Consider the following 23,953-nt stretch of genomic DNA (forward strand, 5'->3'; position numbering starts at 1 on the left):
ATAATTTAAAGAGATCTATGGTGTTTTGGAAAGCTTTAAAAGTTCTTCTGCAGCAGTAAATGGGGAAATTTTGCCTTCCACCACTTCTTTTGTCATCCTAACCAAAAGCGATTTAACCTTTTCATTCTGATAGAATTCCTGTTTTAGGAGGTCATCAATACTTTGAAGCAACCAATATTTGTTCTGTTCTTTTCTAGCGGAGAAAAAGTGATCATTATTTTTACTCTCTTCTACAAAGGCTTGGATAACTTCCCATATTTCCACTATACCGGTATTTTCAGAAGCAGAACAGCTCAACACTTTTGGGATCCACCCATTTTTTTTGGGAGGATAGAGGTGAAGCGCCCTTGAAAATTCTACTTTCGCCAATTTTGCTTGTTTTAGGTTCTCTCCATCCGCTTTATTGATAACAATAATATCTGCCATTTCTACAATACCGCGTTTTATACCTTGGAGTTCATCTCCCGCACCCGCAAGTTTTAGCAATAGAAAAAAGTCTACCATTCCATGTACTGCGGTTTCACTTTGCCCAACTCCTACGGTTTCGATTAATATGATATTGTATCCGGCCGCCTCACATAATAATATGGTTTCCCTGGTTTTTCTGGCTACCCCGCCTAAAGAACTACCGGCAGGGGAGGGGCGGATAAAAGCATTTGGATCCCTTACCAGTTCTTGCATACGGGTTTTATCACCCAAAATACTTCCTTTGCTAATGGAGCTAGTTGGATCTACTGCGAGAACAGCAACCTTTTTCCCCATACTAGTAAGGGTGCTCCCGAACGATTCTATAAAAGTGCTTTTGCCTACTCCGGGGACTCCGGTAATCCCAATACGTATGCTTTTACCGCTATGAGGCAAACATTTTGCGATAATTTCCTGAGATGGTACTCGGTGTTTGTCAATTCTGCTTTCAATTATCGTTATGGCCATTGCCAAAGCGGAAATATCGCCTTTTAAAACACCATCTACCAATTCTGATGTAGGCCTATTTTGTTTTCTAAAGGATTTAATTTTAGAAATATTGCTTTGTTTGGAGTGCTCGTCAGTATTCAATTTAATGGTCAATTGGTATGCTTACTTTAGTTGTATCCCATAATAGACTAAGAAATACTTTTTCACTCTGATCAAATTGGATCGTAAAACTTTCAATGGGATCTGTCAGCTCTTTAACAGGGACCGAAACCTGCAAAACATCCCATTCCGAATCCCTAGTAGTTTCTTTGCCTCCGCTTAAAATAGTTACTCCCCACTCGGGGATTTCACTATTGAATAGGATATCCCAGCTAGTTTTGTTTGGTCTTGTCCAAAGGGAATAGGTTCCTGCGGCCAAGGACTTTCCCTCTATATGGATTTTTGTCCCAGTAGTGAAGGTAGTGGGCTCATTGGCCCCAGTCCTCCAAACAATACCATAGGGGACCAATTCTCCGAAAATTACACGGTCATTTTTAAAGGGACTGGAATAATTTACAATAAGGTCCATTCCATTTTTATTATAGGTGGCTGTTTTCTCTGGACTGTTCTTTTTGGTCTGTTCAATTAAATAGGATTTTCCCCCAAGGAAAAAGCCTAATACAAGCACCACAATTAAAATTAAGAGCCATTTTAGGAATTTCATAACAAGTGGGTTATTGGTTATACGTGTTCCTAATTTACGAAACCAAATCTATATTCCGTTCCATTGTGATAAGTTTCTCCCGGATTTAAAATGCTGTTAGGGAAGCTAGGTTGATTGGGTGCATCTGGGAAATTCTGTGTTTCAAAACAAATTGCGGCAAATTCAGGGGGGGTATATACCACCATCGCAGGTTGATCGGTAATCACTTCCATGGAAATGCCCGATTTATTGGAAGACAATTTGGTGTTGAACCGTAAACTGGAATCTAGAACAAAGGGTGTGTCAAAACGAGTCTGGTCAATTTTTTTCCGTTCCAGGAAATCATAGTTCGTACCTTTAACGGAGACTACTTCCCCCGTTGGCATCAGTTGTGGATCGAGTTCTAAAAATTCAGAACAGGGCATTCTTAAGTCGTAATGATCCAATTTAACCTCCCCATCCAAATTAAAATAGGAGTGATTGGTAAGGTTTACTGGAGTTGCCTTGTCTGTTGTTGCTTGGTGGATTATATGTAAGGACGAATCCATTAATTTATAGGTTAGGGTAACAGCAAGATTGCCAGGATACCCTTCTTCCATATCCATACTATTATAAGTTAGGGTGACAAACGGATTTTCTCCGTCATGAACTTTATCAATCTTCCATATTTTTTTTCCAAATCCCTCTTTTCCACCGTGTAAATGCACCCCATTGTGGGCAAATAAAGGATAGTCGGTTCCATCAATGGTAAAGCTACTATTGGAAATTCTCCCAGCATAACGTCCAATACAGGCGCCAAGGGATTTATTGTCTGTTAGGTAGCGCTCTGGTTCCTCAAAACCAACTACTACATTAATATCATTCCCGTCTTTATTCTTAAGGATGAGTTTTTGTATGATAGCCCCGTAATCTAGTACCGTAAGGGTAATGAAATTGTTTTTTATCGTAACTTGATTCAATGTGTTCCCTTTTTAATTAAACATAAAAATACACTTTTTTGCAACACAGGAATTATTCCTTCGTCCTTTAAGCAAAAGAAGAACAGTTTTGGAGTTTATAAATTTTCAAGAATGTTATCCGGCAACCTTAACCAAGTAACGAAACTGGCCTAATGTTACAAATCGATATTGTAGAACAATGCAAGCGCAATGATCGTAAAGCGCAATTAAAATTATACCGGCAATATTGCCAGGGGATGTTTTGTGTTGCCATGAGATATGTGAAAAATGCGGACGACGCCGAGGATGTTTTGCAGGAGTCCTTTATAAAGGCATTCCAAAAAATGGATCAATACAAGGGGGAAGTTACTTTTGGTGCCTGGTTAAAAAAAATTGTAATCAACAAAAGCCTCGATTTTCTAAAAACCAAGCAATTAAAAGTAGTGGAGTTGAAGGAAGGGTATATGGGAGTAACCCTAGATGAGGATTGGACGGTTAGCGATGGCGTACAATATAAGGAGGTAATGATTGCGATAACTAAATTACCGGATAAATATAGAAACGTAGTGCAATTGTTTTTGTTAGAGGGGTATGATCACAGTGAGATTTCTGAAATTTTGAGCATTAGTACTACTGCCTGTAGGACTAGATTATTGCGAGGCAAAGGACAATTAAAGCAACTAATATAAGCGAACAAGTATGTCACAGGATCTTAGAAAAATGTTTACAGATTTGGACCAGTCAGGGGAATATATCATGAAGGCTGGCCATGAGAAGCGTTTCTTGGAACGCTTGGAAAAGGAATTGCCGAGCGCCAAAAGATCTGTTTTTCCATGGGTTAAAATTGCGGCGGCATTAGTGCTCCTAATGGGTTTGGGAACTTATTTTTTACTAAATGTCCAACAAAATGGAACACTTAATACAAGGGTGGTGGATAGTGAAAAGGTGTTGCCGGTAGGGTCAGCTATTTCTTTAGGAGACCTCTCCCCAGATCTAAAAAAGTTAGAGAACTATTATATGGCCAATATCAATATGGAGCTGTCCCATTTGGAAATCTCCGATCGCAATAAAATTTTGATCGATAGCTTTATGGAGCGCATGGAAGAACTGAATAATGAATATAAAGTTTTAAATGGAGAATTAAATGAAATAGGTCCCAATGATCAGACCATATCGGCACTTATAAAAAATTTACAATTGCGGTTACAGTTATTGCGCAAATTGAAAGATAAATTAATCGAATTGAAAGCCCAGAATAGCGGGTCGGACAACGATAACGCTATGACTAGTATTTAAAGAAATACCATAAATAAAACGAAATGAAAAATATAATTATGGCTGTTGCGGCCATGTACATCTTAGTTGGAAGTAGCGGAGCATATGCCCAGAAAAGAACAAAAACAATCCATGAGAATTTTAATATTGGCAATGATGCGGTTTTGGAAATTATTACCAGTTATGCCGATATAGAATTTGAAACATGGAACAGGAATGAAATAGATATTGTGGCAGTCATAGAAATAGAAGGTGCAACCCCTGAGGAAGTGGAGGCTAATTTCACTAATATTCCCATTAAAATTATTGGAAACAGTAAGAAAATAGAGATAAGTACTGGGTCCAAGCATCGCCAACTACTTGCTTTTGATGCGGATAGTTTTAGGAATCTTGATATCGATATTTTGGACGACCTCGATTGGAATGAACATGAGATAGAGATTTCAGCCTTGCCCATGATTCCGGAAATTATGGAAATACCTCCAATGCCGCCGATGAATATTCAACATTTTGATTATGAGGCTTACAAAAAGGATGGGGAAGCTTATATGAAAGAATGGAAAAAGGAATTTGATAAAAGCTTTAGCAAGGAGTATCAAGATAAGTTGGAAGAATGGGGTAAGCGAATGGAAGTCAAGCGGGAGGAAATAAGGGAAAAACGTCAGGAAAGAGTTGAAGAAAGGCAAGAAGCAATACAGGAACGCATTGGGAAAATGCAGGAGGCACAGGAAAAACGAAAAGAAGTAATGGAAGAGGCTCGCAGTCAACGCGGGGAGGAAATGGAATTAAAAAGGCGTGAGCAAAGAGATAGGAATCAACACAAAAAAATGGTTTTAGAACGGGATTCGCTTAAGTTGAAGCGAGAAGAATTGTTTGAAATGGGCGATAAACACCGGCAGGGACCTAATATTTTTTACTTCTCGGATAAAGGAGATCACAGGAACTATAAGATCAAGAAGACGATTAAGATAAAATTACCAAAATCCACCAAAATAATAATGAATGTAAGACATGGGGAGGTTAAGTTGGCCGAAAACACCAATAATATAAGCGCTACTTTATCCTATGCAACCTTATTGGCATCTACTATAGACGGCGATAAAACATCTATTAACGCCTCTTATTCCCCGGTTAGCGTTCAGAAATGGAACTATGGCGAGTTGAAGACCGATTATTCTGAGAGGGTTCATATCAAGGAGGTGGGCAACCTAAGGTTGAACGCTACTTTTTCCGATGTTACGATCGAGTCATTATTGTCTAAAGCTGTTATTAAAAATGATTTTGGTCCGTTGAGCATCAACGCCGTTTCCAAAGACTTTGAAGATCTGGAAATTCAGCTCCAAAATGCCGAACTGCGTTGTAATTTACCTACAACGGCTTATAATATTGTGGTTAACAGCTCCAATTCAAAGGTTGAATTCCCCAAGGATCTAGGCCTGCAAAAAAATAAAAATGGTTATAGCACCTCATACAAGGGGTATAACGGGAAAAAGGATAGTGGAAAATCTATTGTTATAAATTCTAAATACAGCGATATTAAATTGCAATAAGGGCAAATAAGCTGCCCGTATTGCAAGTCTGTATAGTCTTATTATATTTTAGGTTCCCATCCTTGTTCATATTCCCTTTTCCAATGGGACATGGCTTCAGCGTCATTATTGATTCTTCCAGTCGCCGTATCTATATTAATAGTCCTGCCAACGTCCTGTGCTATATTACCAAGGTGGCAGAGCATGGTAGAGATACTTGCATCAGAAATAGGGGAGTTCTGAATCTTGTCTTCTCTAATGGCGTCAAAGAAGTTATGAACGTGGTTAACGTCTAATCCTCCCATCCCTTGTGTATTGGTTGTGGCGCTTTCAACACCCTCTTCCACTTTTTTGATCAGACTTCCGTCCAAGTTGTACAATTCATAGGCGTTTCTAGAAAGGGTTATCATTCCTTTGCTTCCGTATATGGTAGCTCCTCTTCCTGGTTGATCTGGTTTTATTAGGCCGCGACTATGACCTGTCCAGCTGATGAATTTATCAGCGCCATATTTAAAGGTTACCTGTTGGTTGTCCACAAACTCCCAATCGTCCTCATAAGTGTATTTGCCGCCATAGGAAGTAACACTATCAGGTAAGTCCACTCCAAGAGCCCACCGACACACATCTATCTCATGCGTTCCGTTGTTGTGTATTTCACCTGTTCCCCAGCTGCGGAACCAGTGCCAATTGTAAGGGTGAATATTGTCCCGGTATTTTTCCCTAGGAGCAGGTCCCTGCCAGAGATCCCAATCCAAAGTTTTGGGGACGTCTATCGTATTTCCAGTGCCAATAGATCCTCGGTTGTTGGAATAATAGGCTTCCCCTTTATAGACTTCTCCAATTATTCCTTCCTTAATTTCTTTTACAGCCAATATGGAACTGTGTGCAGATCGCTGCTGGTTGCCCATTTGCACTTTTTTGCCATATTTTTTTTGTGCGGCCAAAAGCAATTCATTTTCATGTGGGTTGTGGCTACAAGGCTTCTCTACATATACATGTTTTCCGGCTTGTAATGCCATAATGGCCATAGGAGCGTGCCAATGTTCGGGAGTGGCAATAAAGACAGCATCGACCTTTTTATCGTCCAATATTTTTCGAAAATCCTTTTCTACCTTTGGGATATACCCAATATTTTTTTGGCACCACTCATTGTGTTCGGCAATTATAACGTCATCTACATCACAATTGTATATGATTTTAGCATTGGGATCTTGGTGTATGGCCACAATATGGGCCTTGGCCCTACTTCTAACCCCAATTACCGCTACATTTAATCGGTCGTTTGCTCCCAAAATATTTGCGTAACTCATATTGGGTAGGATTAATCCCCCCATGGTAACCGCTGCACTCCCTGCCGCAGTTTTTTTGATAAAGTTTCTTCTACTGCCCATTTATTCCTGATTATTGATAGGTTTGATCTTAATGTTTTTGAAGGATACCTTATCTCCATGATCTTGTAGAAGGATATGTCCTTCGTCGCTTTCCCCAAATACAGGCCATTTTACATACTTGCTTTCGGCTACCAATTTTCGGTAATCAGGGCTTTTGCGTTCATACTCCAACACTTTTGTGCCATTTAACCAATGTTCTACATGGTTGTTGATAGATTTTATGTGGGCGGTGTTCCATTCCCCGATTGGATGAATAGGCTTATTTGGATCTGCCTGAATAAGATCGTAGAGGGAGGCAACGGTTCTGCTGCCCTCATGGTTGCCTTTTTTGGCATCTGGATGGCGTTCATCATCTAAGATTTGATACTCCAGTCCAATAGAGGAACCCGGTCCCTTGTTGATGTCGGTATCTACATAATATTTTATACCACTGTTGGCGCCTTCGGTAAGTTTAAAATCGACCTTTAACTCAAAATCACCGTAGAGGTCGGTAGTGACAATATCGCCACCTGCAGCAGACTCTTCTCCTCCCGATGGTAATACGGTGAGTACCCCGTCCTTAATTTCCCAACCTTTTTCAGGAAAAGCATCCAAACGCGCTCCTCGCCAACCTTGGGTGGTTTCCCCGTCCCATAATAGTTTCCAATGGTTCTTTTTTTCATCTACGCTAAGCGTATTCTTGGTGGTTATTGGGTTCAAGGGTGATTTTCTGGAATAGGTTCCTAGGTCTTCTGTTAGAATTTTAATATTCTTCCATATTATGGGAGTGCCTTCGGTTTTATTTTTTCCGATACTGTGTACCTGAAGGGCTATAAATCCACTTGCAGTCTTATCATCTATCAAATAAGCAGCAGCTACTCCGTTAATCCAAGTCTTAATGGTGTCGCCAATAGCCTCTATCCTATAATGGTTCCAGTCGTTCTGTTTAAACGCTTTTTGTGCTTCTGGGTTGTTGTCTAACGGATTTAACCAACCTCGCCTTCCCTCATCATAGATGCCTGCGCTCCATGCTCTTTTAGATGGGTCAATTTCTATTTGATACCCATGTACCCTCCCGTTTTGGTAGTAGGGAATGCTATTGCTTCTGATCTGAATACCAGAATTCATAGTAGAATCTACTTTATACTCCAGTTCCAGAATAAAATCGTCATACATCTTATCGGTTGCCATAAAGGAATTGGGAGTTCCATGGACTGTGGTTCCAATTATGGCCCCGTCTTTCACAGTGTAATTGGCTTCACCGCCTTTTTGGTTCCAACCGTTTAAAGTGGTACCATCAAACAAACTTGTCCAAGGCGTGTTGTCTTTCTTCGATTCTGAACAGGAAGTAATGAGTAAGGAAAGTAAAAGAATAGCAAAAATGGGGGTGTAATTTTTTGATTTTGATTTCATTGTAGTTGGCTTATTTGATCTTTTAATTTCTGAAGATAAATAAAAATGATTAATAATTCCCGTTTGCCAATAAAAAAGGCGACTTGTTGAAGTCGCCTTATGATTATATTAAATGTAGTGATCAGTGGTTTTCTTCTTTCAATAATTCTGGAAACTTTTGCTGAAATCTTTTTAGTCTAGGAACAGAAACATTTCTGATATAGGCATTATCGGGGTGTTTTTTCTCATAATCCTGATGGTAGTCCTCGGCGTCGTGAAAAATGGTAAAAGGTTTTACCTCTGTTGCAATAGGAGAAGTATATACGTTTTCGTGCTTCAATTTAGAAATATAGTCGGTTATGATTTTCTTTTCCAAATCGGTTTTATAAAAGGCAATAGATCGATATTGGGCACCCCTGTCTGGGCCTTGTCTATTTAGTGTAGTGGGATCGTGGGAGCCAAAAAAAACTTTTACTAAGGTTTTATACGAGATTACTTTTGGGTCGTAATACACTGCTACGGCTTCCGCATGGGTGGTTCTGCCATAGGCTACTTCTTCATAGGTAGGGTTAGGCTCCTTACCGCCAGCGTAGCCAGACACTACCTCATGCACGCCTTTTATACTCTCAAAAATAGCCTCTACGCACCAAAAGCATCCGCTCGCAAAATAGGCGGTTTCTAGGTCTTGTAGGTTTTTAGATTGGGTAGAGGACAGGTTTGTGGACTTTTTATTCGATTTGGTGTTAGACAAACATCCCAAAGTGACAAAGCCCACGACCAATAATAGGAGAAAACGTGCTAATTTAAATTTCTCAATCTTTTTTTTCATGTTTTTATATTTTCAATTTTTTGAAACCATAGTATTAAATTACAGTAACTTTTACCTACTGAGTGAGATTTGAATGCTTCAACGCTTGCCTGCCCGTTCTGTTCATGCGGGCGTCTAAATGTTATCGGTAGTTTCCTTCCGATGCCTCATGGGTTTACCCTGAGGTAATTAACTTTAGTCATTCCGAGCAGACTTTCCTATTAGTATGTAAGGAACATAAATACTTACGAAATTATTTTTAATAGTTTTAAAGTAGTGTAAATATAGGCTTGTCTTTGATTTGGCTCAATACCATATCACAAAACTAGAAATGCTGAAATTCCTTGCACCTCTATATAAAGACTGAAATTGTGCCAATTAAAACCAATAAAAATCATCGATTAAAGTGATTTTAATCCGATAACAGGATTTGCTCCCATTAACCGTTACCTGCTTTTTTTTACACCTTATCGTTCTATTTGTCACACACCGAAAAATAAGGAGGTTAAACGTTTTTTGACCAGTAGTTGCCTGTGTTGGACGTTATATTTATGAAATAAACCGAATATAATGAAAACCATCGCAACCTTAATTTTTGTTCTTTTTATTGGAATGTCTGCACAGGGCCAAAAGGTAAATGAGGAAGTTAAGGTTTTAATCTTAACTGAGGGCATTGAAAAGTACAACTCCCAAGAGGTTGTAGTGAGTAGTTACAATAGTGTTACCCGTTTGTATAAGTTCAAGAATTCTACAATAAAAAGAGCATTGTCTTTCTCTACAAAATTAAACAAGGCAAGATTGGCTTAGTCAAAAATTATTTCGCCAAATTATAATTCTTAAATATATCTGTTTGCTGTAGTTATTAGTAGGTTGGTTTAGACTGATGTGCTTTGATTTGGGTCGAATTGATGATTTACCTCAGAGAAGCCTATAATATAGTTGGCCCCTTGTTTGGAAGTGTCTCTAGTTATGCTTCCCCTAAGTTGTCTGGCTAAATTATGGATAAGCTTAAGTCCAAGGGACTGCAAATCCTTGAAGTCGGTGTCCTCGGGAAAACCGCAACCGTTATCCCCTATGTACAATAGATAATCATTGGGGTTTGTTTTTTTTATTTCAATATAAATTTCACCTGGAGTTTCATCCTTAATTCCGTATTTCAGGGCATTGGTGACCACCTCATTGATGAGTAGTCCCAAGGGTATGGCCGTATCAATTCCTAATTTTACCTCTGGGATATTAATATTTAAAGTGATATTATTATTAGTCCCCTTAAACGACCTTACCAAATAATCTCCCAATTCTTTTACATAGGACTTGTATTCAATTTTAGAAAGGTCTTTTCTCATATACAACATTTCATGAACCATGGCCATTGAAATCACCCGATTTTGGCTACTTTTTATGAGACTTTTAACTTTCATGTCTTCAGTGCTTCTAGATTGGAGACTAAGTAAGCTCGATACAGTTTGAAGATTATTCTTTACCCTATGGTGGATTTCCTTAAGCAGGGTGTCTTTTTCTATGATACTTATTTCATTTTCTTTTTTAATTTTGTGAAGTTCATGATGGGCCTTAAGCAGGTTTTTACCCAAAACACTTCCCAGCATATAAACCGAAAAAAGGATGCTAAATAGACTGAAGAGATTTCTGCTCCCAACTGGAATCACATTGTCGGTAAAATTAAATTGCACCACACTCTGGGAGTAAATCAATATAATGATTAGGAGGTTTAGATTTAAATAAACCCTACCATAAGTCTGGGTAGTGATATACCCCGCAAATACGATCAACGCCAATACAAAAATGAAGGGACTGTTTATTCCTCCACTATACAAGGTAACAGTTATGGAGGTTGCTAAGGCCATTATTGAGGTAATATTATAGGTAAGTGTAAGGGATTTATGCCTATAGAAAAGAGTAGTGTTTAGTAAGTTAAGAACACCATAACCCAAAAAAACATGTGGAATTACTTCGGTAATCTTTAGGATGAAAAAGCATACCAACCCAAAAAGAATACAGAGAACGGATGAGATATAATTTACTCGTAAGGTTAGTTGGATTTTATCCTTTAAACGGTAAAGATCGCTCATGGGTAGACGCATCTCTATATATGGTTATTGGTGGTTAATATTAGTAATTGTAAACGTTTGAATTAGAGTATGGTATATTTCATATCCAATTTTGCTAATTTTAAACTTTGGTCAAATTCTGTTGGGTATGAATTTGTAACTAAATAAGCAATGTATATGTGCTGAGCACTTTATAAAATGAGATTTCTAGCCCTACGGATGCTAAGACTGGTCTTTGTCCATTAAACCACCTGTAGCATAAGTAAACACCTATTATCTATAAATATATTAAAAATCCATAAAAAAAGCGCGACAATCTTATAATTGTCGCGCTTATAACTGTTTAATTCAGTAATGCTTATTGGGTTAGTCCTCTATAATGACCCATTCTCCCTTGTTTAATAGGGGTTCAGCCTGCTTGTATTTTACGGTTTTACTTTCACCAGACATCACATTTTTTATAGTAATCTTTTCATTTCTTCCAATTTTAGCCTTTTCCCGGATAATTGTTTCCGTTACTTGTGCTCTACGACCCTGATTTTGTCCCACAGCTCTGCTTTGAGCTGCCATTTCATCACTATTGGGGATTTCTTCCTTTAAGGTCTTTAAGTTCTCCTTAGGTCTGCTAACGTTTTTAGCTTCCTGAATTTCATTACTTTGATTGGGCAATTCCCCTTTAAACAAAAAGGAAACTATTTCCTTGTTCACCTTTTCGATCATTGCTTTAAAGAGTTCAAAAGCTTCAAACTTATAGATTAGTAAGGGGTCTTTTTGTTCGTGAACAGCTAATTGAACAGATTGTTTCAATTCGTCCATTTTTCTGAGGTGGGTCTTCCAGGAATCATCAATGATGGCCAAGGAAATGTTCTTCTCAAAATCGGTTACCAATTGTTTTCCGTTAGAATCATAGGCCTCCTGAAGGTTGGTAACCACGTTCAAGGATTTTATTCCATCTGTGAAGGGAACTACAATTCTTTCAAATTTATTGGCATTGTCCTCATATACGTTTTTTATAACGGGAAATGCAATGGCTGCGTTGCGCTCCATTTTGTTTTGGTAGTACTCGTAGGCCGACTTGTATATTACGTTTGCAATATCCATCACGCCCATCTTTGCGAAGTCGTCTTCACTAATAGGGGAGGTAATGGAAAAATATTTAATGAGCTCAAACTCAAAATTTTTGTAGTCGCTAGCTCCTTTATTGGTATCAACGATTACCTCACAAGTATCGTAGATCATATTGGCAATATCTACCTTTAAACGCTCTCCTTGTAGTGCATGTCGCCTTCTCTTATAGACTACCTCCCTTTGCGCGTTCATTACATCATCATACTCCAACAGTCTTTTACGTACGCCAAAGTTGTTTTCTTCTACTTTTTTCTGTGCCCGCTCAATAGACTTGGTCATCATGGAGTGCTGAATTACTTCACCTTCTTCCAATCCCATTTTATCCATCATCTTTGCGACCCTGTCTGAACCGAACAAACGCATTAGGTTGTCTTCCAAGGACACATAAAATTGCGAACTTCCTGGATCACCTTGTCGTCCAGATCTACCTCTTAACTGCCTATCTACCCTACGGGAATCATGGCGCTCTGTACCTACGATAGCCAAGCCGCCCGCTTTCTTAACCTCGGAACTTAATTTGATATCCGTACCTCGTCCTGCCATGTTGGTGGCAATGGTGACTATTCCTGCATGACCTGCTTCCGCAACAATATCTGCCTCTTTCTTGTGCAATTTTGCGTTAAGGACATTATGGTGCACCTTTCTTATGGTCAACATTCGTGAAAGTAATTCCGATATTTCTACCGAGGTGGTCCCGATTAATACCGGTCTACCCGATTGTGATATTTTGGTAACCTCGTCTATTATGGCGTTGTACTTTTCCCGTTTGGTCTTGTAGATTAAATCCTGTCTGTCATCACGGGCAATAGGTCTGTTGGTCGGAATTTCCATTACATCCAACTTGTATATTTCCCAGAATTCACCTGCTTCGGTAATGGCGGTTCCCGTCATCCCAGAAAGTTTACTGTACATTCTGAAATAGTTCTGAAGAGTTACCGTAGCAAAGGTCTGGGTCATTGCCTCGATCTTTACGTTTTCCTTGGCCTCAATAGCTTGGTGCAGTCCATCTGAATACCTACGGCCATCCATGATACGCCCGGTTTGCTCGTCTACGATCATTACCTTGTTTTCCATTACCACATATTCCACATCCTTTTCAAAAAGGGTATATGCTTTTAGCAACTGGTTCATTGTATGAATCCTTTCGCTCTTAATGGCGAAATCTTTAAACAACTCTTCTTTTAGTTCCGCTTCCTTATTGATCTCAAGCTCCTGATTTTCTATTTTGGCGATTTCACTACCTATGTCCGGCATCACAAAGAAATCTTTTTCACCGTCTCCGGAGAGGTATTCAACTCCTTTTTCAGTAAGTTCTATCTGATTGTTTTTTTCATCGATTACAAACCAAAGTTCCTCGTCTACCTTAGGCATTTCCCTGTTGTTGTCCTGCATATAAAAGTTCTCTGTCTTTTGCAGTAACTGTTTAACACCTTCTTCACTTAGGAATTTGATCAAGGCCTTGGTTTTTGGTAAGCCTCTGAATACTCTTAACAGTAGGAATCCGCCTTCTTTGGTATTTCCCTCTAAAATTAATTTCTTGGCTTCTGCCAAAACTCCGGTCAGATATGCCTTTTGTTTATTTACGATATCGCCAACTTTCGGCTTAAGTTCATTAAATTCATGACGATCTCCCTCGGGAACAGGACCAGAAATGATCAAAGGGGTACGTGCATCATCCACAAGAACGGAATCCACCTCATCCACAATGGCATAATTATGCGGTCTTTGAACTAGGTCCGATGGAGTATGGGCCATATTGTCCCTTAAATAATCAAAACCAAATTCGTTGTTAGTGCCATAGGTAATATCCGCATTATAGGCCGATCTTCTACCGTCGGAATTGGGCTGATGCTTATCGATACAGTCTACGGAAAGCCCATGAAATTCAAATATAGGGGCCATCCAGGCGCTATCCCTTTTTGCTAAATAGTCGTTTACGGTAACTAAATGAGCACCATTCCCACTAAGGGCGTTGAGATAAAGGGGTAGAGTAGCCACTAAGGTTTTACCTTCCCCAGTATGCATTTCTGCAATCTTGCCCTGATGTAGCGCTATCCCTCCAATTAATTGAACGTCATAATGGACCATGTCCCAAGTAACTTCCTTTCCCGCTGCATCCCAAGAGTTTCTCCAAATGGCCTGATCCTCGCTTAGGGTGACATAATCCTTGGAACCTGACAATTGTCTGTCATATTCGGATGCAGTTACCGTTATGGTCTCATTGTTTGCAAATCGTTTTGCGGTTTCTTTGACTACGGCAAATGCTTCGGGAAGAATGTCACTGAGTATTGCCTCAGAAGTGGTGTATATTTCCTCTTTTAATTTGTCGATTTCCCCATACAGATCCTCGTTCTTATCAATGTCCGTGGAAATTTTAACCTCGTCCATAAGCTTGTTTACCTGCTCTTGGTTTACTTTAGATGCCTCCTTTATTTTGATTCTAAAATAATTGGTCTTTTCGCGAAGCTCATCATGCGATAGTTTTTCCAATTCTGATTCAAAGGACTTTACTTGATCTACTATAGGTTGAAGATTTTTTACGTCTTTCTGGGACTTATCGCCTACAAATGCCTTTATAATGGAATTTAAAAAATTCATAATATATACTGTTATTAATGAAAAACCCTGTAGAAGGTTTTCGAATTTGCACTGGATTCACCAAGCACAATATGTTTTTATTACTAGGTTTGGATGTAAGAATAAATAATTTCAAAATTACGTAAAAAAAAAGCCTCTGATGAGACTTTTGTGTTGTAATTCCGTTAATATTTTAATACTCGTCCTCGTTCCAAAGATAATCTTCTTCTGTAGGGTAGTCTGGCCAAATTTCTTCAATTGACTCATATATCTCCCCACCCTCTTCTTCCATGGATTGTAGATTTTCTACAACCTCCAAAGGAGCGCCGGTTCTAATAGAGTAATCTATCAATTCGTCTTTGGTCGCTGGCCAAGGCGCATCGCTCAAATAGGATGCTAATTCTAATGTCCAATACATCGCAATTGTGTGTTATAATTTTTGCAAAAGTAATTTTTAAAATGTAATAGCCAAATGATTTTCCGTAAAATATAATTATTTTATTAACATTAAGTTATTTTCACTCTTTTTTTTTAAAAATTTGATGCGTTTTAACGATCATTTTTGTTGGGAATCCACTTAACCTCCTCTACCTTAAGGAATTGTGATAAATTTCGTGCCAATACAAATAAATAATCTGAAAGTCGGTTAATATAGGCCAATATATTTGGGTCTACGGAGGATGATTGGTTGAGTTGAGACACCAGACGTTCTGCCCTTCGGCAAATAGTCCTAGAAATGTGACAATAAGACACGGTTGGATGTCCACCTGGAAGTATAAAATTGGTCATGGGTGCCAAGTTTTGCTCCATTCGATCAATTTCTTTTTCTAATAATTCCAGATCGCTGGGGTCTATTTTAGGAATGTTTAAGCGGTCTTTTCCGTTTTTTAGTTTTTCTTTTTTTGGATCTACAGCCAACAAAGCGCCTATGGTAAAGAGTTTATCTTGAATAGTCTCCAAGACTTTCTCGGAGAAGGGATCTATCTTTTGGTCCTTGATTAAGCCTATCCATGAATTTAATTCGTCAATGGTACCGTAGCTCTCTATTCGGATATGATGCTTGGGAACACGGGTACCCCCAAATAGTCCTGTAGTACCATCGTCCCCAGTTTTGGTGTATATTTTCATTTTTTCATTTTTGATATTGAGTAGATTGAAAATGTCCTTAAAAAGCAAAGGCAATGTTAACTATTGATGCATGTCTAAAATAAGGATTGCATCTATCATGATGGAGCCGTTGGTGTGTAAAGCAATGGATGCTAGTTGCTCATATTTAAACACAGCGCTCAGGATTCCTTGTCATTCTTACGGTCCTCTTTGGAATAGCCTTCCATAAAGCTTTTAGATTTTCGATTCTTCTTTTTTTTTCTGGTCAACCCTTGGGACATAAAGAAAACCAATCCAAGTACGGCCAAGACAATATATATAGTGTAGTCCATAAAACCAAATTTAGCAATTTCTTATCGCGCAATAAATTTACGGGATTAAACTCTAATTTTAAAGTGCTCCTTTGCTTGCTCCCTTTTAAAAAAGAGTAACCCACCGTAATACATATCCAGACTTACTTGTACAACTTCCAATTCCACTAGAGTTTGCCACAATTTGTTCCTTTTTACATCCCTATAAATTTGCGGTATATAAATGATGGTATCGTTAGTGGCCCTTAAATTTCCTGTCACGTATTTTTCAATAGTGGTTTCGTTTAGGGAATCTAGATAAATGAAGGTTGTGGGGGTATCTGATATAGAAATTCCATTTATGGATAATTGATTTTCAATTTCCCTGTTATCAGTAATCAATTGCACTTTCTTGACAGTGAAGTAGGCTAGGGTCCTAAGTGGAATTCCAATGGATTTTGACGTCTTGTAATGACGTGGATGATATAAACATTTGGTTACAAATCTATAGACAAACGGGGAATGCACACCGTGTTGATTGGTGGCAGTGAGCCAAAATTTTATATGTGATAAAAGACTGTAGAACATTCCCATTATCCCCGTTTTGATCTAAAATGTATCCTTTGGTTTGGATTCTTAAGCGTTATCGAACATTGAAAGCTCGAACCATCGTTCTGTTTTTTTGTTTATGTTTTCTGTCATTTCCTTTAGTTGGATGGATAGTTCCGCAATTTTATCACCGGAAAGGCTACCATCCGTAAATTTATTCTGGAGAGCTACTTTTTCAGCTTCCAGCTTTTTAATATCTTTTTCTAATTGCTTGTATTCCTTCTGTTCTAAAAAGGTGAGTTTCTTGGCGTTATCTGGCTCCTTCCAGCTGCTTTTGGAGTTTTTTAATTCATTTTCCTTTTGTTTGGCCGCCCTATTGTCTTGTTCATTACTATCCTCGTAGGCCCTGAAATCGGAATAGTTTCCTGGGAAATCTTCTATTTCTGCATCGCCTCTGAATACAAATAAATGGTCTACAATCTTATCCATGAAATAACGGTCGTGGGAGACCACCAAGAGACAACCAGGGAAATCCAATAGGAAACTTTCCAACACATTTAGAGTCACAATATCCAGATCGTTGGTAGGTTCATCCAAAATCAGGAAATTAGGATTTTGGATAAGAACCGTACATAGGTAGAGGCGTTTTCGTTCTCCACCGCTTAGTTTATCAACAAAATCGTATTGTTTTTTTCGATCAAACAGAAAGCGCTCCAACAATTGTTGGGCAGATATTTGCCTTCCCTTTAAAAGTGGGATGTAGTCCCCGTATTCCCTGATGACATCAATTACTTTCTGTCCCTCTTTTATAGTAATACCATTTTGGGTGTAATACCCAAATTTAATGGTCTCCCCAATAATGACCTTCCCATGATCGGGTTGATCCCTGCCAGTCAATATATTTAGGAAAGTCGATTTTCCAGTACCATTTTTTCCGATGATCCCTATACGTTCGCCCTTTAGGAAATTGTATTCAAAATTATCTAAAATAGGTTTATTGGGATATGATTTTGAGATCTTGTGGAGCTCAACAATTTTGCTACCCATACGCTCCATACTGATTTCCAATTGGATCTCATGATCGTTTCTGCGCATATTGGCCTTCTCTTTTATATCCTTAAAATCATCGATCCTAGATTTAGATTTGGTAGTACGGGCCTTTGGCTGTCTACGCATCCAGTCCAACTCCTTCTTAAATAGGAGTTTTGATTTATGCTGTTCCACCACCTCTTGTTCTACTCTGGCCTCTTTTTTTTCTAGATAATAGGAGTAATTCCCCTTGTAAGAGTATAATTGCCCGTTGTCTAGTTCTATGATTTCGGTACATACCCGTTCTAGAAAATACCTGTCGTGGGTCACCATAAATAAGGTTAGGTTTTCCTTGGCAAAATACTGCTCTAGCCATTCGATCATCTCTAGGTCCAAATGGTTGGTAGGTTCGTCCAAGATAAGTAGGTCTGGACGGTTGATCAATGCATTTGCCAATGCTAAACGCTTCTTTTGTCCCCCAGACAATAGGCTGACCTTTATGGAGAGATCCTCTAATTTTAATTTAAATAGAATTTGTTTGTATTGGGTTTCAAAATCCCATGCGTCATAGCGTTCCATTGCCTCGAATGCCTTTTGGTACGCATCTGCATCCTCGGGGTTAATTAAAGCGTGCTCATATCTTTGAATGACCCTTAAGACCTCGTTGTCCGAAGCAAAAATAGTCTCTTCAATAGTCAGGTCGGGATTTAGGTCTGGTTCTTGTTCCAAAAATGAAATCCGAATGCCCTTGCGTATGTTCACTTGGCCGGTATCCGAGGAATCCTTACCCGATAATATATTTAATATGGAGGTTTTTCCACTCCCATTTTTAGCGATAAAGGCAATTTTTTGATCCTTGTTGATTCCAAAGGAAAGATTGGAAAAAAGAGTCAGTTCGCCAAAAGATTTGGATAGGTTTTCTACAGTGAGAAGATTCATTTGTAATTTTATTTTAAACGGATTTGTTGCTGAAAATAGTTCCACAGAAAAAAATATCTTATTCCAAACATTAACAGTAAGGGAATAATTAGTGGGGAAAAAGACTGAATATTAAAGATCCATAAAATTGCGGTCAATAGTACCATTACCAAGAGTAGTAATAGATAGTTTGGCAACCATGAATTCTTTATATTTTTTTTAAGGATAATAAAGGCTACAATAGTATTTAACGGAAATACCCATAAGACATTAAAATTATTGGCAGTAGCTGTATGGTCGGTGAAAAACCATAAAAAGAGTAACAATATACCCGCTAGCCCAGTAATACTAAACAAACCAAAATCCAAGATCCGGCTACGTACATTATTTTTATAGTCCAAATAGGTAATGGCCAACACAAATAACATAAGCGCCAAAATCCAAAATAGGGGAGTGGTAAAGAAGGTTTGCTCTGATTTTTTTTCCTTACTGCTTAAAATAGTCCGTTCCCTACTCACTAGATCAGCCCCATCTAAGGTGGTGTTGCTTAGCTGATTCATTACATAAAGGGGAAGGAACATATGTTCTCTAGCATTCGCTGATTTGTCGATTACAGAGCCCAATGCCAAATCTATTCCAAAGCTGGACCAAGAATTAAGTGTCAAGTTTTGGTGGATTAGTTCCCTAAAAGTGTATTTTTCTTGAAGGTGTTCTTCATGAAATAACAATTGGTCGCCCAAAGTTTCTTTAAGGACATCTCCAATTTTTGTCGCGCAATTATTGTAAAAAAAGTCGTATTTATAATCCCGATTCTGTGGCAGATGATTGGTTTCTAAAAACTGGTACAAGATGTCTTTTTCAGATTCCCCAAGCTTTAATAGTTGCTCTTTTACCCATCGGTTTTCTAGTTCATAGGCGTATAAGAAATAGGGCATATCTTGTTTGCTCAAGGAGTAATACATATCCCCCATGGCAAAATCTACGTAGAACATCGGGGGATCAAAATCAAAGGTGCCATAATTGTATACCACATCTAAACCTTGGACTGGATCCTGTACTCTAAAGGCACTATGGCCAAAAGTGGTATATAGGTCATCACCAGATCCGCAAGTAAGCACGCTTATTTGGGCATTGGGGGAAAGATGACCCTGTTGTGCCCAGCAAAATATGGAAATACTGAAAAAGAATAAAAATATTTGATTTTTTAACCGCATATTGTAAAGCGAGACCACTGTCATTGGTAATAATTAGGACAAATATCGAATAAATAAAGGGATTAAAGAACACTGGGCGATCGTATTATAAAAAAGAGGATGTATTTTAACAGCATTTTTTAATAAATGGTATTTTTACAGCGGTTTTTCTATCTTGGTCCTGACGGACGATGAAGGTCTATTTAGTGTGACAGGCATAATAAATTAGATATTGAAAATTAAACTTATGAAATGAGCAAAACCGGAAATTGGTCGCAAATATGAATGAAGGTATGCGAACCTGACTGCCGTCAGGCAAGTTTGCATATGACCGGTAATAATCAATAAATAGCTACATATGAAAAGGCATATTCCAAATAGTATTACTTTGTTAAACGTATTGTGTGGTTGTATAGCTACAGTATTCGCGGTAAAAAATCAATTGGAAATCGCAGCTGCCTTTGTGTTTTTAGGTATTTTTTTCGATTTTTTTGATGGTTTGGCCGCACGTGTTTTAGATGTAAAAAGCGAACTGGGGCTGCAATTGGATTCCCTAGCGGATATGATTACTAGTGGATTGGTGCCAGGAATTGTAATGTATCAATTGTTAAACATGTCGCATCATGGGGGATGGAATATTGGATTAACTTCAGAAGTCTCTGTGGCTAATGGTGAAAGTGCTTGGGATATGCCATGGTTGCCCTTTCTTGGATTCTTAATCACCTTAGGTTCTGCATATCGCTTGGCAAAATTCAATGTAGATGAGAATCAGGAGTCTTCTTTTGTAGGCCTACCCACACCTGCTAATGCCTTGTTAATCTTGTCTTTTCCCTTAATTCTTATATATCACAATAATGATCTGCTAAATGATATTATCTTGAGCGAAGGCTTTTTAATTGTTACCACACTACTTAGTACCTTTTTATTGAATGCGCCTATAGAATTATTCGCGTTAAAGTTTAAAAACTGGAGTTTTAGGGACAACTCCTTGCGTTATATATTTATCGTAATAAGTCTAGTACTTATTTTAACTATGAGGTTTATAGCCATCCCGGCAATAATTGCCTTTTATATCATTAGCTCGATTATTGCTAATACGGCAAACAAGAAACTTCCCGAATAGATAGTGGGTAGGGATTTTATGTGGAAATTGAATACAAAGGCCCCCTTTAAAATAGTGGGTGATTATAGTAGGGTAGGTTCAATAGGAATTTGATAGGAAGTGTAGTCCGATCTAAAAATCTAATTTCTTTTTCCGAAGTTCAAAGTTTTGTCCAAGGTATACTTTACGTACCATTTCGTCTGCAGCCAAATCTTCGGGGATTCCCGATTTTAAAATACCTCCTTCAAACATTAAATAAGAACGCTCTGTAATGGCCAAGGTTTCTTGTACGTTGTGGTCGGTTATTAGGATGCCAATATTCTTATCCTTGAGTTGGGCTACAATCCTTTGAATATCTTCTACAGCCACAGGGTCAACGCCTGCAAAGGGTTCGTCCAATAAGATGAATTTCGGGTCGGTTGCAAGAGCCCTAGCAATTTCGGTACGTCTTCTTTCGCCTCCCGATAATAGATCGCCCCTACTTTTCCGTATATGTCCAAGTCCAAATTCCTCGAGAAGCGACTCCATCTTCATCAATTGCTCTTTTTTGCTCAATTTGGTGAGTTGTAGCACGCTTAAGATATTGTTTTCAATACTCAGTTTTCTAAAGACCGAAGCTTCCTGAGCCAGATACCCAATACCGTTTTGTGCTCTTTTGTACATTGGATAGTTGGTAATTTCCATTTTGTCCAGAAAAATTTTTCCGCCGTTGGGTTTTATCAAGCCGACTATCATATAGAAAGAAGTGGTTTTTCCGGCACCATTTGGGCCCAGTAGACCTACAATTTCGCCTTGGTTTACCTCCAAAGAAATTCCTTTAACTACTTGTCGCCCCCGATAGGACTTCATTATATTCTCTGCTCTTAGCTTCATATTTTTTTGGTGCAATTCCCCAAAACTAACCCTTATCTTGTTCAGGGAAAAGAAATTGTTGTTTTTTTAACCTTGCTGATCTTCCAGTTCCTCCCAATATTCATAGGCTCTTCTTAGATGGGGTACAACAATTGTACCGCCAACCAGGGTGGCTATTCCTAGGGTTTCCATAACTTCTTCCTTGCTTACTCCTTCTTTATGGGAGTTTTCCAAGTGGTATTTAACGCAGTCGTCACAACGTAGCACAGCAGAGGCCACCAAACCCAAAAGTTCCTTGGTTTTAACATCCAAGGCACCTGCGGCATACGCATTGGTGTCTAGGTTGAATATCCGTTTTATTAGTTTATTGTTGTCGCCCAAAATCTTTTCGTTCATTTTGGTTCGGTACTCGTTAAACTCCTTAACTTGATTTGACATTGCGTTTTTTCTCTTTTTTGGCTTGTCTTCTTAAAACAACTTTTGAAATATAAATACTTACTTGGTATAAGATCAAAATGGGAACAGCTACAATAATTTGACTTGCCACATCTGGGGGGGTAATTACAGCAGAAACGATCAATACGGCTACAAGGGCTATTTTTCGATATTTCCTTAGTATTTCTGGAGTAACTAAACCAATTTTGGTTAAGAAATAAATAATTATCGGCAATTCGAAAATTAATCCACATGCAATTACCGCTGCTCTAACCGTAGAGATATAAGAGCTTAAATCTATTTCTCGTATAACGGTATCGCTAATAGAATAACCTCCTAAAAAGTTAATGGACAATGGTGCTACTACATAATATCCGAACAGGACACCCGTAAAAAAAAGAGAAGAGGCAATAAAGATAAATCCTCTGGCATTTTGCCTTTCGTTATCATAAAGTCCAGGGGCGATAAATTTCCACAATTCATATAATAGGTAAGGGAAGCCTACTATGAAACCTGCCCAGATAGAGGTCCAGATATGAGCGGAAAACTGCTCGGACATTTGCCTACTCTGAACAGTAAATAGTGGTTCGGCGCTGCAAAATGCTTCACTAAAACCCAGCAATTTCGACATATTGCAAAAAACTTCATAGGTCGGGAAACTGGGCATCATAGGCCCAAAAATCACAGTACCGAAAACAAAGTCCTTCATCAAAAAGGCGATACTACCAATACTTACAATGGCTAATGTAGAGCGGATTAAATGCCACCTTAACTCTTCCAAGTGGTCCAAGAACGACATTTCATTTGGGGTCTTTTTGTTTTTCGCCATTATATTATTCCTTCGTTAATTAAATTATGTAAGTGTACTATTCCTTTATAGTTGTCGCCATCTACGGCTAATAATTGCGAAATTCCTTTAGCCTGCATCAGCTCAAGGGCCTTTACGGCAAGATGGTCTACGGCTATTGTTTTAGGAGTGCTACTCATTATATCTTTGGCCGTTAAACCGTAAATATTATCAAATTTGTTCAGCATCCGTCTAATATCTCCATCGGTCACAATGCCCACTATTTTGTTGTTTTCCATAACAGCGGTAGCGCCCAGCATTTTTTCGGAAATTTCCACAATTACTGATTTCACATCACTCTTTATGTCAACCTTTGGAACTTGGTTTTTACTCGCAATATCGCCAACTCTTAGATAGAGTTTTTTGCCCAAGGCACCACCTGGGTGATATTTTGCAAAATCCTTACTGCTAAATCCCTTGAGTTCCAATAGGCATATTGCCAGGGCATCCCCTATAACCAATTGTGCCGTAGTACTGGTAGTTGGGGCCAAATTATTGGGGCAGGCTTCTTTTTCTACATAGGTGTTCAATATATAATCTGCTTGGGTAGCCAAAAAGGAGTCAATATTCCCTGTCATTCCGATCAATTTGTTGTTGCCGCTTTTAATTAGGGGGACCAACATTTTAATTTCAGGGGTATTGCCGCTTTTAGAAATACAGATTACCACATCATCTTCTTGTACTGTACCAAGATCACCGTGTATGGCATCTCCCGCATGCATAAATATGGAAGGAGTGCCAGTTGAATTTAAGGTTGCGACGATTTTTGAGGCTATCAGGGCACTTTTTCCGATACCAGAAATAATAACCCTACCTTTGCAAGTTCGAATACATTCTACGGCTTTGGAGAAATCATCGTTTAAGAGAGAGGATAAGTGATATATTGCCTCGGCCTCAATTTCAATAGTTTTCTTTGCTATGGCCAGTATAGCTTTATGGTTGCTCAAA

23 protein-coding genes are annotated in these 23,953 nt (G+C 38.6%); 5 read left to right on the forward strand and 18 right to left on the reverse strand.

What is annotated here, in order from left to right:
• Nucleotides 1–15 precede the first annotated feature (15 nt).
• The 3 genes from meaB to KCTC52924_RS12125 are packed head-to-tail and all read right to left on the reverse strand — an operon-like array spanning nucleotide 16 to nucleotide 2,556.
• On the reverse strand, nucleotides 16–1,068 hold the full coding sequence (gene meaB, locus KCTC52924_RS12115; protein ID WP_251808389.1) for a methylmalonyl Co-A mutase-associated GTPase MeaB: 1,053 nt from the start codon (nucleotides 1,066–1,068) through the stop codon (nucleotides 16–18).
• A complete protein-coding gene (locus tag KCTC52924_RS12120) occupies nucleotides 1,058–1,618 on the reverse strand; it encodes a DUF2911 domain-containing protein (protein ID WP_251808390.1) in 561 nt (186 codons plus the stop codon). The genes meaB and KCTC52924_RS12120 overlap by 11 nt, the downstream gene beginning before the upstream one ends.
• Before the next feature lie 29 nt (nucleotides 1,619–1,647).
• Nucleotides 1,648–2,556 carry an aldose epimerase family protein gene (locus KCTC52924_RS12125; RefSeq protein WP_251808391.1) on the reverse strand — a complete coding sequence of 303 codons (909 nt, stop codon included), beginning with the start codon at nucleotides 2,554–2,556 and terminating at the stop codon, nucleotides 1,648–1,650.
• A 152-nt stretch (nucleotides 2,557–2,708) separates the two neighbouring features.
• Between KCTC52924_RS12125 and KCTC52924_RS12130 the strand changes: the two genes are divergently transcribed.
• From KCTC52924_RS12130 to KCTC52924_RS12140, 3 genes are read left to right on the forward strand one after another with little or no spacing between them, the layout of a single operon-like run.
• Nucleotides 2,709–3,224, forward strand: coding sequence for an RNA polymerase sigma factor (locus KCTC52924_RS12130; RefSeq protein WP_251808392.1), 516 nt, complete (start codon nucleotides 2,709–2,711; stop codon nucleotides 3,222–3,224).
• 10 nt (nucleotides 3,225–3,234) lie between these two features.
• Nucleotides 3,235–3,831: a hypothetical protein gene (locus KCTC52924_RS12135; RefSeq protein ID WP_251808393.1), complete on the forward strand. Its 597-nt coding sequence runs from the start codon at nucleotides 3,235–3,237 to the stop codon at nucleotides 3,829–3,831.
• Between the two features lie 23 nt (nucleotides 3,832–3,854).
• Nucleotides 3,855–5,360, forward strand: coding sequence for a trichohyalin-plectin-homology domain domain-containing protein (locus KCTC52924_RS12140; RefSeq protein WP_251808394.1), 1,506 nt, complete (start codon nucleotides 3,855–3,857; stop codon nucleotides 5,358–5,360).
• Between the two features lie 41 nt (nucleotides 5,361–5,401).
• Here the strand turns inward: KCTC52924_RS12140 and KCTC52924_RS12145 are convergent, their stop codons facing one another.
• The 3 genes from KCTC52924_RS12145 to msrA form a co-directional block, all read right to left on the reverse strand.
• A complete protein-coding gene (locus KCTC52924_RS12145) occupies nucleotides 5,402–6,730 on the reverse strand; it encodes a Gfo/Idh/MocA family oxidoreductase (RefSeq protein ID WP_251808395.1) in 1,329 nt (442 codons plus the stop codon).
• Nucleotides 6,731–8,122 (reverse strand): DUF1080 domain-containing protein, encoded by a 1,392-nt coding sequence (locus tag KCTC52924_RS12150; protein ID WP_251808396.1) that lies wholly within the window; start codon nucleotides 8,120–8,122, stop codon nucleotides 6,731–6,733. It lies immediately after the preceding gene.
• A 121-nt stretch (nucleotides 8,123–8,243) separates the two neighbouring features.
• Complete coding sequence (gene msrA, locus KCTC52924_RS12155) at nucleotides 8,244–8,930, reverse strand: peptide-methionine (S)-S-oxide reductase MsrA (RefSeq protein ID WP_251808397.1); 687 nt, start codon at nucleotides 8,928–8,930, stop codon at nucleotides 8,244–8,246.
• 549 nt (nucleotides 8,931–9,479) lie between these two features.
• Here msrA and KCTC52924_RS12160 point away from each other — a divergent pair.
• The gene (locus tag KCTC52924_RS12160; protein WP_251808398.1) at nucleotides 9,480–9,716 is read left to right on the forward strand and encodes a hypothetical protein; all 237 of its coding nucleotides are present in this window, start codon (nucleotides 9,480–9,482) and stop codon (nucleotides 9,714–9,716) included.
• A gap of 68 nt (nucleotides 9,717–9,784) precedes the next feature.
• Here the strand turns inward: KCTC52924_RS12160 and KCTC52924_RS12165 are convergent, their stop codons facing one another.
• From KCTC52924_RS12165 to KCTC52924_RS12200, 8 genes are all read right to left on the reverse strand, one after another.
• On the reverse strand, nucleotides 9,785–10,999 hold the full coding sequence (locus KCTC52924_RS12165) for a sensor histidine kinase (RefSeq protein ID WP_251808399.1): 1,215 nt from the start codon (nucleotides 10,997–10,999) through the stop codon (nucleotides 9,785–9,787).
• Nucleotides 11,000–11,344: 345 nt separating this feature from the next.
• Nucleotides 11,345–14,704, reverse strand: a complete 3,360-nt coding sequence (secA, locus tag KCTC52924_RS12170) for a preprotein translocase subunit SecA (RefSeq protein WP_251808400.1) — start codon at nucleotides 14,702–14,704, stop codon at nucleotides 11,345–11,347.
• 172 nt (nucleotides 14,705–14,876) lie between these two features.
• Nucleotides 14,877–15,101 carry a DUF2795 domain-containing protein gene (locus tag KCTC52924_RS12175; protein WP_013994285.1) on the reverse strand — a complete coding sequence of 75 codons (225 nt, stop codon included), beginning with the start codon at nucleotides 15,099–15,101 and terminating at the stop codon, nucleotides 14,877–14,879.
• 131 nt (nucleotides 15,102–15,232) lie between these two features.
• A complete protein-coding gene (locus tag KCTC52924_RS12180) occupies nucleotides 15,233–15,811 on the reverse strand; it encodes a cob(I)yrinic acid a,c-diamide adenosyltransferase (RefSeq protein ID WP_251808401.1) in 579 nt (192 codons plus the stop codon).
• A gap of 158 nt (nucleotides 15,812–15,969) precedes the next feature.
• The gene (locus KCTC52924_RS12185; RefSeq protein WP_251808402.1) at nucleotides 15,970–16,122 is read right to left on the reverse strand and encodes a hypothetical protein; all 153 of its coding nucleotides are present in this window, start codon (nucleotides 16,120–16,122) and stop codon (nucleotides 15,970–15,972) included.
• 45 nt (nucleotides 16,123–16,167) lie between these two features.
• Nucleotides 16,168–16,674, reverse strand: coding sequence for a hypothetical protein (locus KCTC52924_RS12190; RefSeq protein ID WP_251808403.1), 507 nt, complete (start codon nucleotides 16,672–16,674; stop codon nucleotides 16,168–16,170).
• Nucleotides 16,675–16,716: 42 nt separating this feature from the next.
• A complete protein-coding gene (locus KCTC52924_RS12195; protein ID WP_251808404.1) occupies nucleotides 16,717–18,597 on the reverse strand; it encodes an ABC-F family ATP-binding cassette domain-containing protein in 1,881 nt (626 codons plus the stop codon).
• A gap of 8 nt (nucleotides 18,598–18,605) precedes the next feature.
• Nucleotides 18,606–19,814, reverse strand: coding sequence for a DUF4105 domain-containing protein (locus KCTC52924_RS12200; RefSeq protein WP_251808405.1), 1,209 nt, complete (start codon nucleotides 19,812–19,814; stop codon nucleotides 18,606–18,608).
• A 313-nt stretch (nucleotides 19,815–20,127) separates the two neighbouring features.
• Here KCTC52924_RS12200 and KCTC52924_RS12205 point away from each other — a divergent pair, with 313 nt between their 5' ends.
• Nucleotides 20,128–20,892 carry a phosphatidylcholine/phosphatidylserine synthase gene (locus KCTC52924_RS12205; protein ID WP_251808406.1) on the forward strand — a complete coding sequence of 255 codons (765 nt, stop codon included), beginning with the start codon at nucleotides 20,128–20,130 and terminating at the stop codon, nucleotides 20,890–20,892.
• 111 nt (nucleotides 20,893–21,003) lie between these two features.
• On the opposite strand, the gene lptB is transcribed toward KCTC52924_RS12205, so the two are convergent.
• From lptB to KCTC52924_RS12225, 4 genes are all read right to left on the reverse strand, one after another.
• Nucleotides 21,004–21,744 carry an LPS export ABC transporter ATP-binding protein gene (gene lptB / locus KCTC52924_RS12210; RefSeq protein ID WP_251808407.1) on the reverse strand — a complete coding sequence of 247 codons (741 nt, stop codon included), beginning with the start codon at nucleotides 21,742–21,744 and terminating at the stop codon, nucleotides 21,004–21,006.
• Nucleotides 21,745–21,810: 66 nt separating this feature from the next.
• A complete protein-coding gene (locus KCTC52924_RS12215; RefSeq protein ID WP_251808408.1) occupies nucleotides 21,811–22,161 on the reverse strand; it encodes a carboxymuconolactone decarboxylase family protein in 351 nt (116 codons plus the stop codon).
• Complete coding sequence (gene tatC, locus KCTC52924_RS12220; protein WP_251808409.1) at nucleotides 22,145–22,987, reverse strand: twin-arginine translocase subunit TatC; 843 nt, start codon at nucleotides 22,985–22,987, stop codon at nucleotides 22,145–22,147. The genes KCTC52924_RS12215 and tatC overlap by 17 nt, the downstream gene beginning before the upstream one ends.
• The gene (locus KCTC52924_RS12225) at nucleotides 22,987–23,952 is read right to left on the reverse strand and encodes an SIS domain-containing protein (protein ID WP_251808410.1); all 966 of its coding nucleotides are present in this window, start codon (nucleotides 23,950–23,952) and stop codon (nucleotides 22,987–22,989) included. The genes tatC and KCTC52924_RS12225 overlap by 1 nt, the downstream gene beginning before the upstream one ends.
• Nucleotide 23,953: the final 1 nt, after the last annotated feature.

The organism is Arenibacter antarcticus (genome assembly GCF_041320605.1).
Taxonomy (GTDB): domain Bacteria; phylum Bacteroidota; class Bacteroidia; order Flavobacteriales; family Flavobacteriaceae; genus Arenibacter; species Arenibacter antarcticus.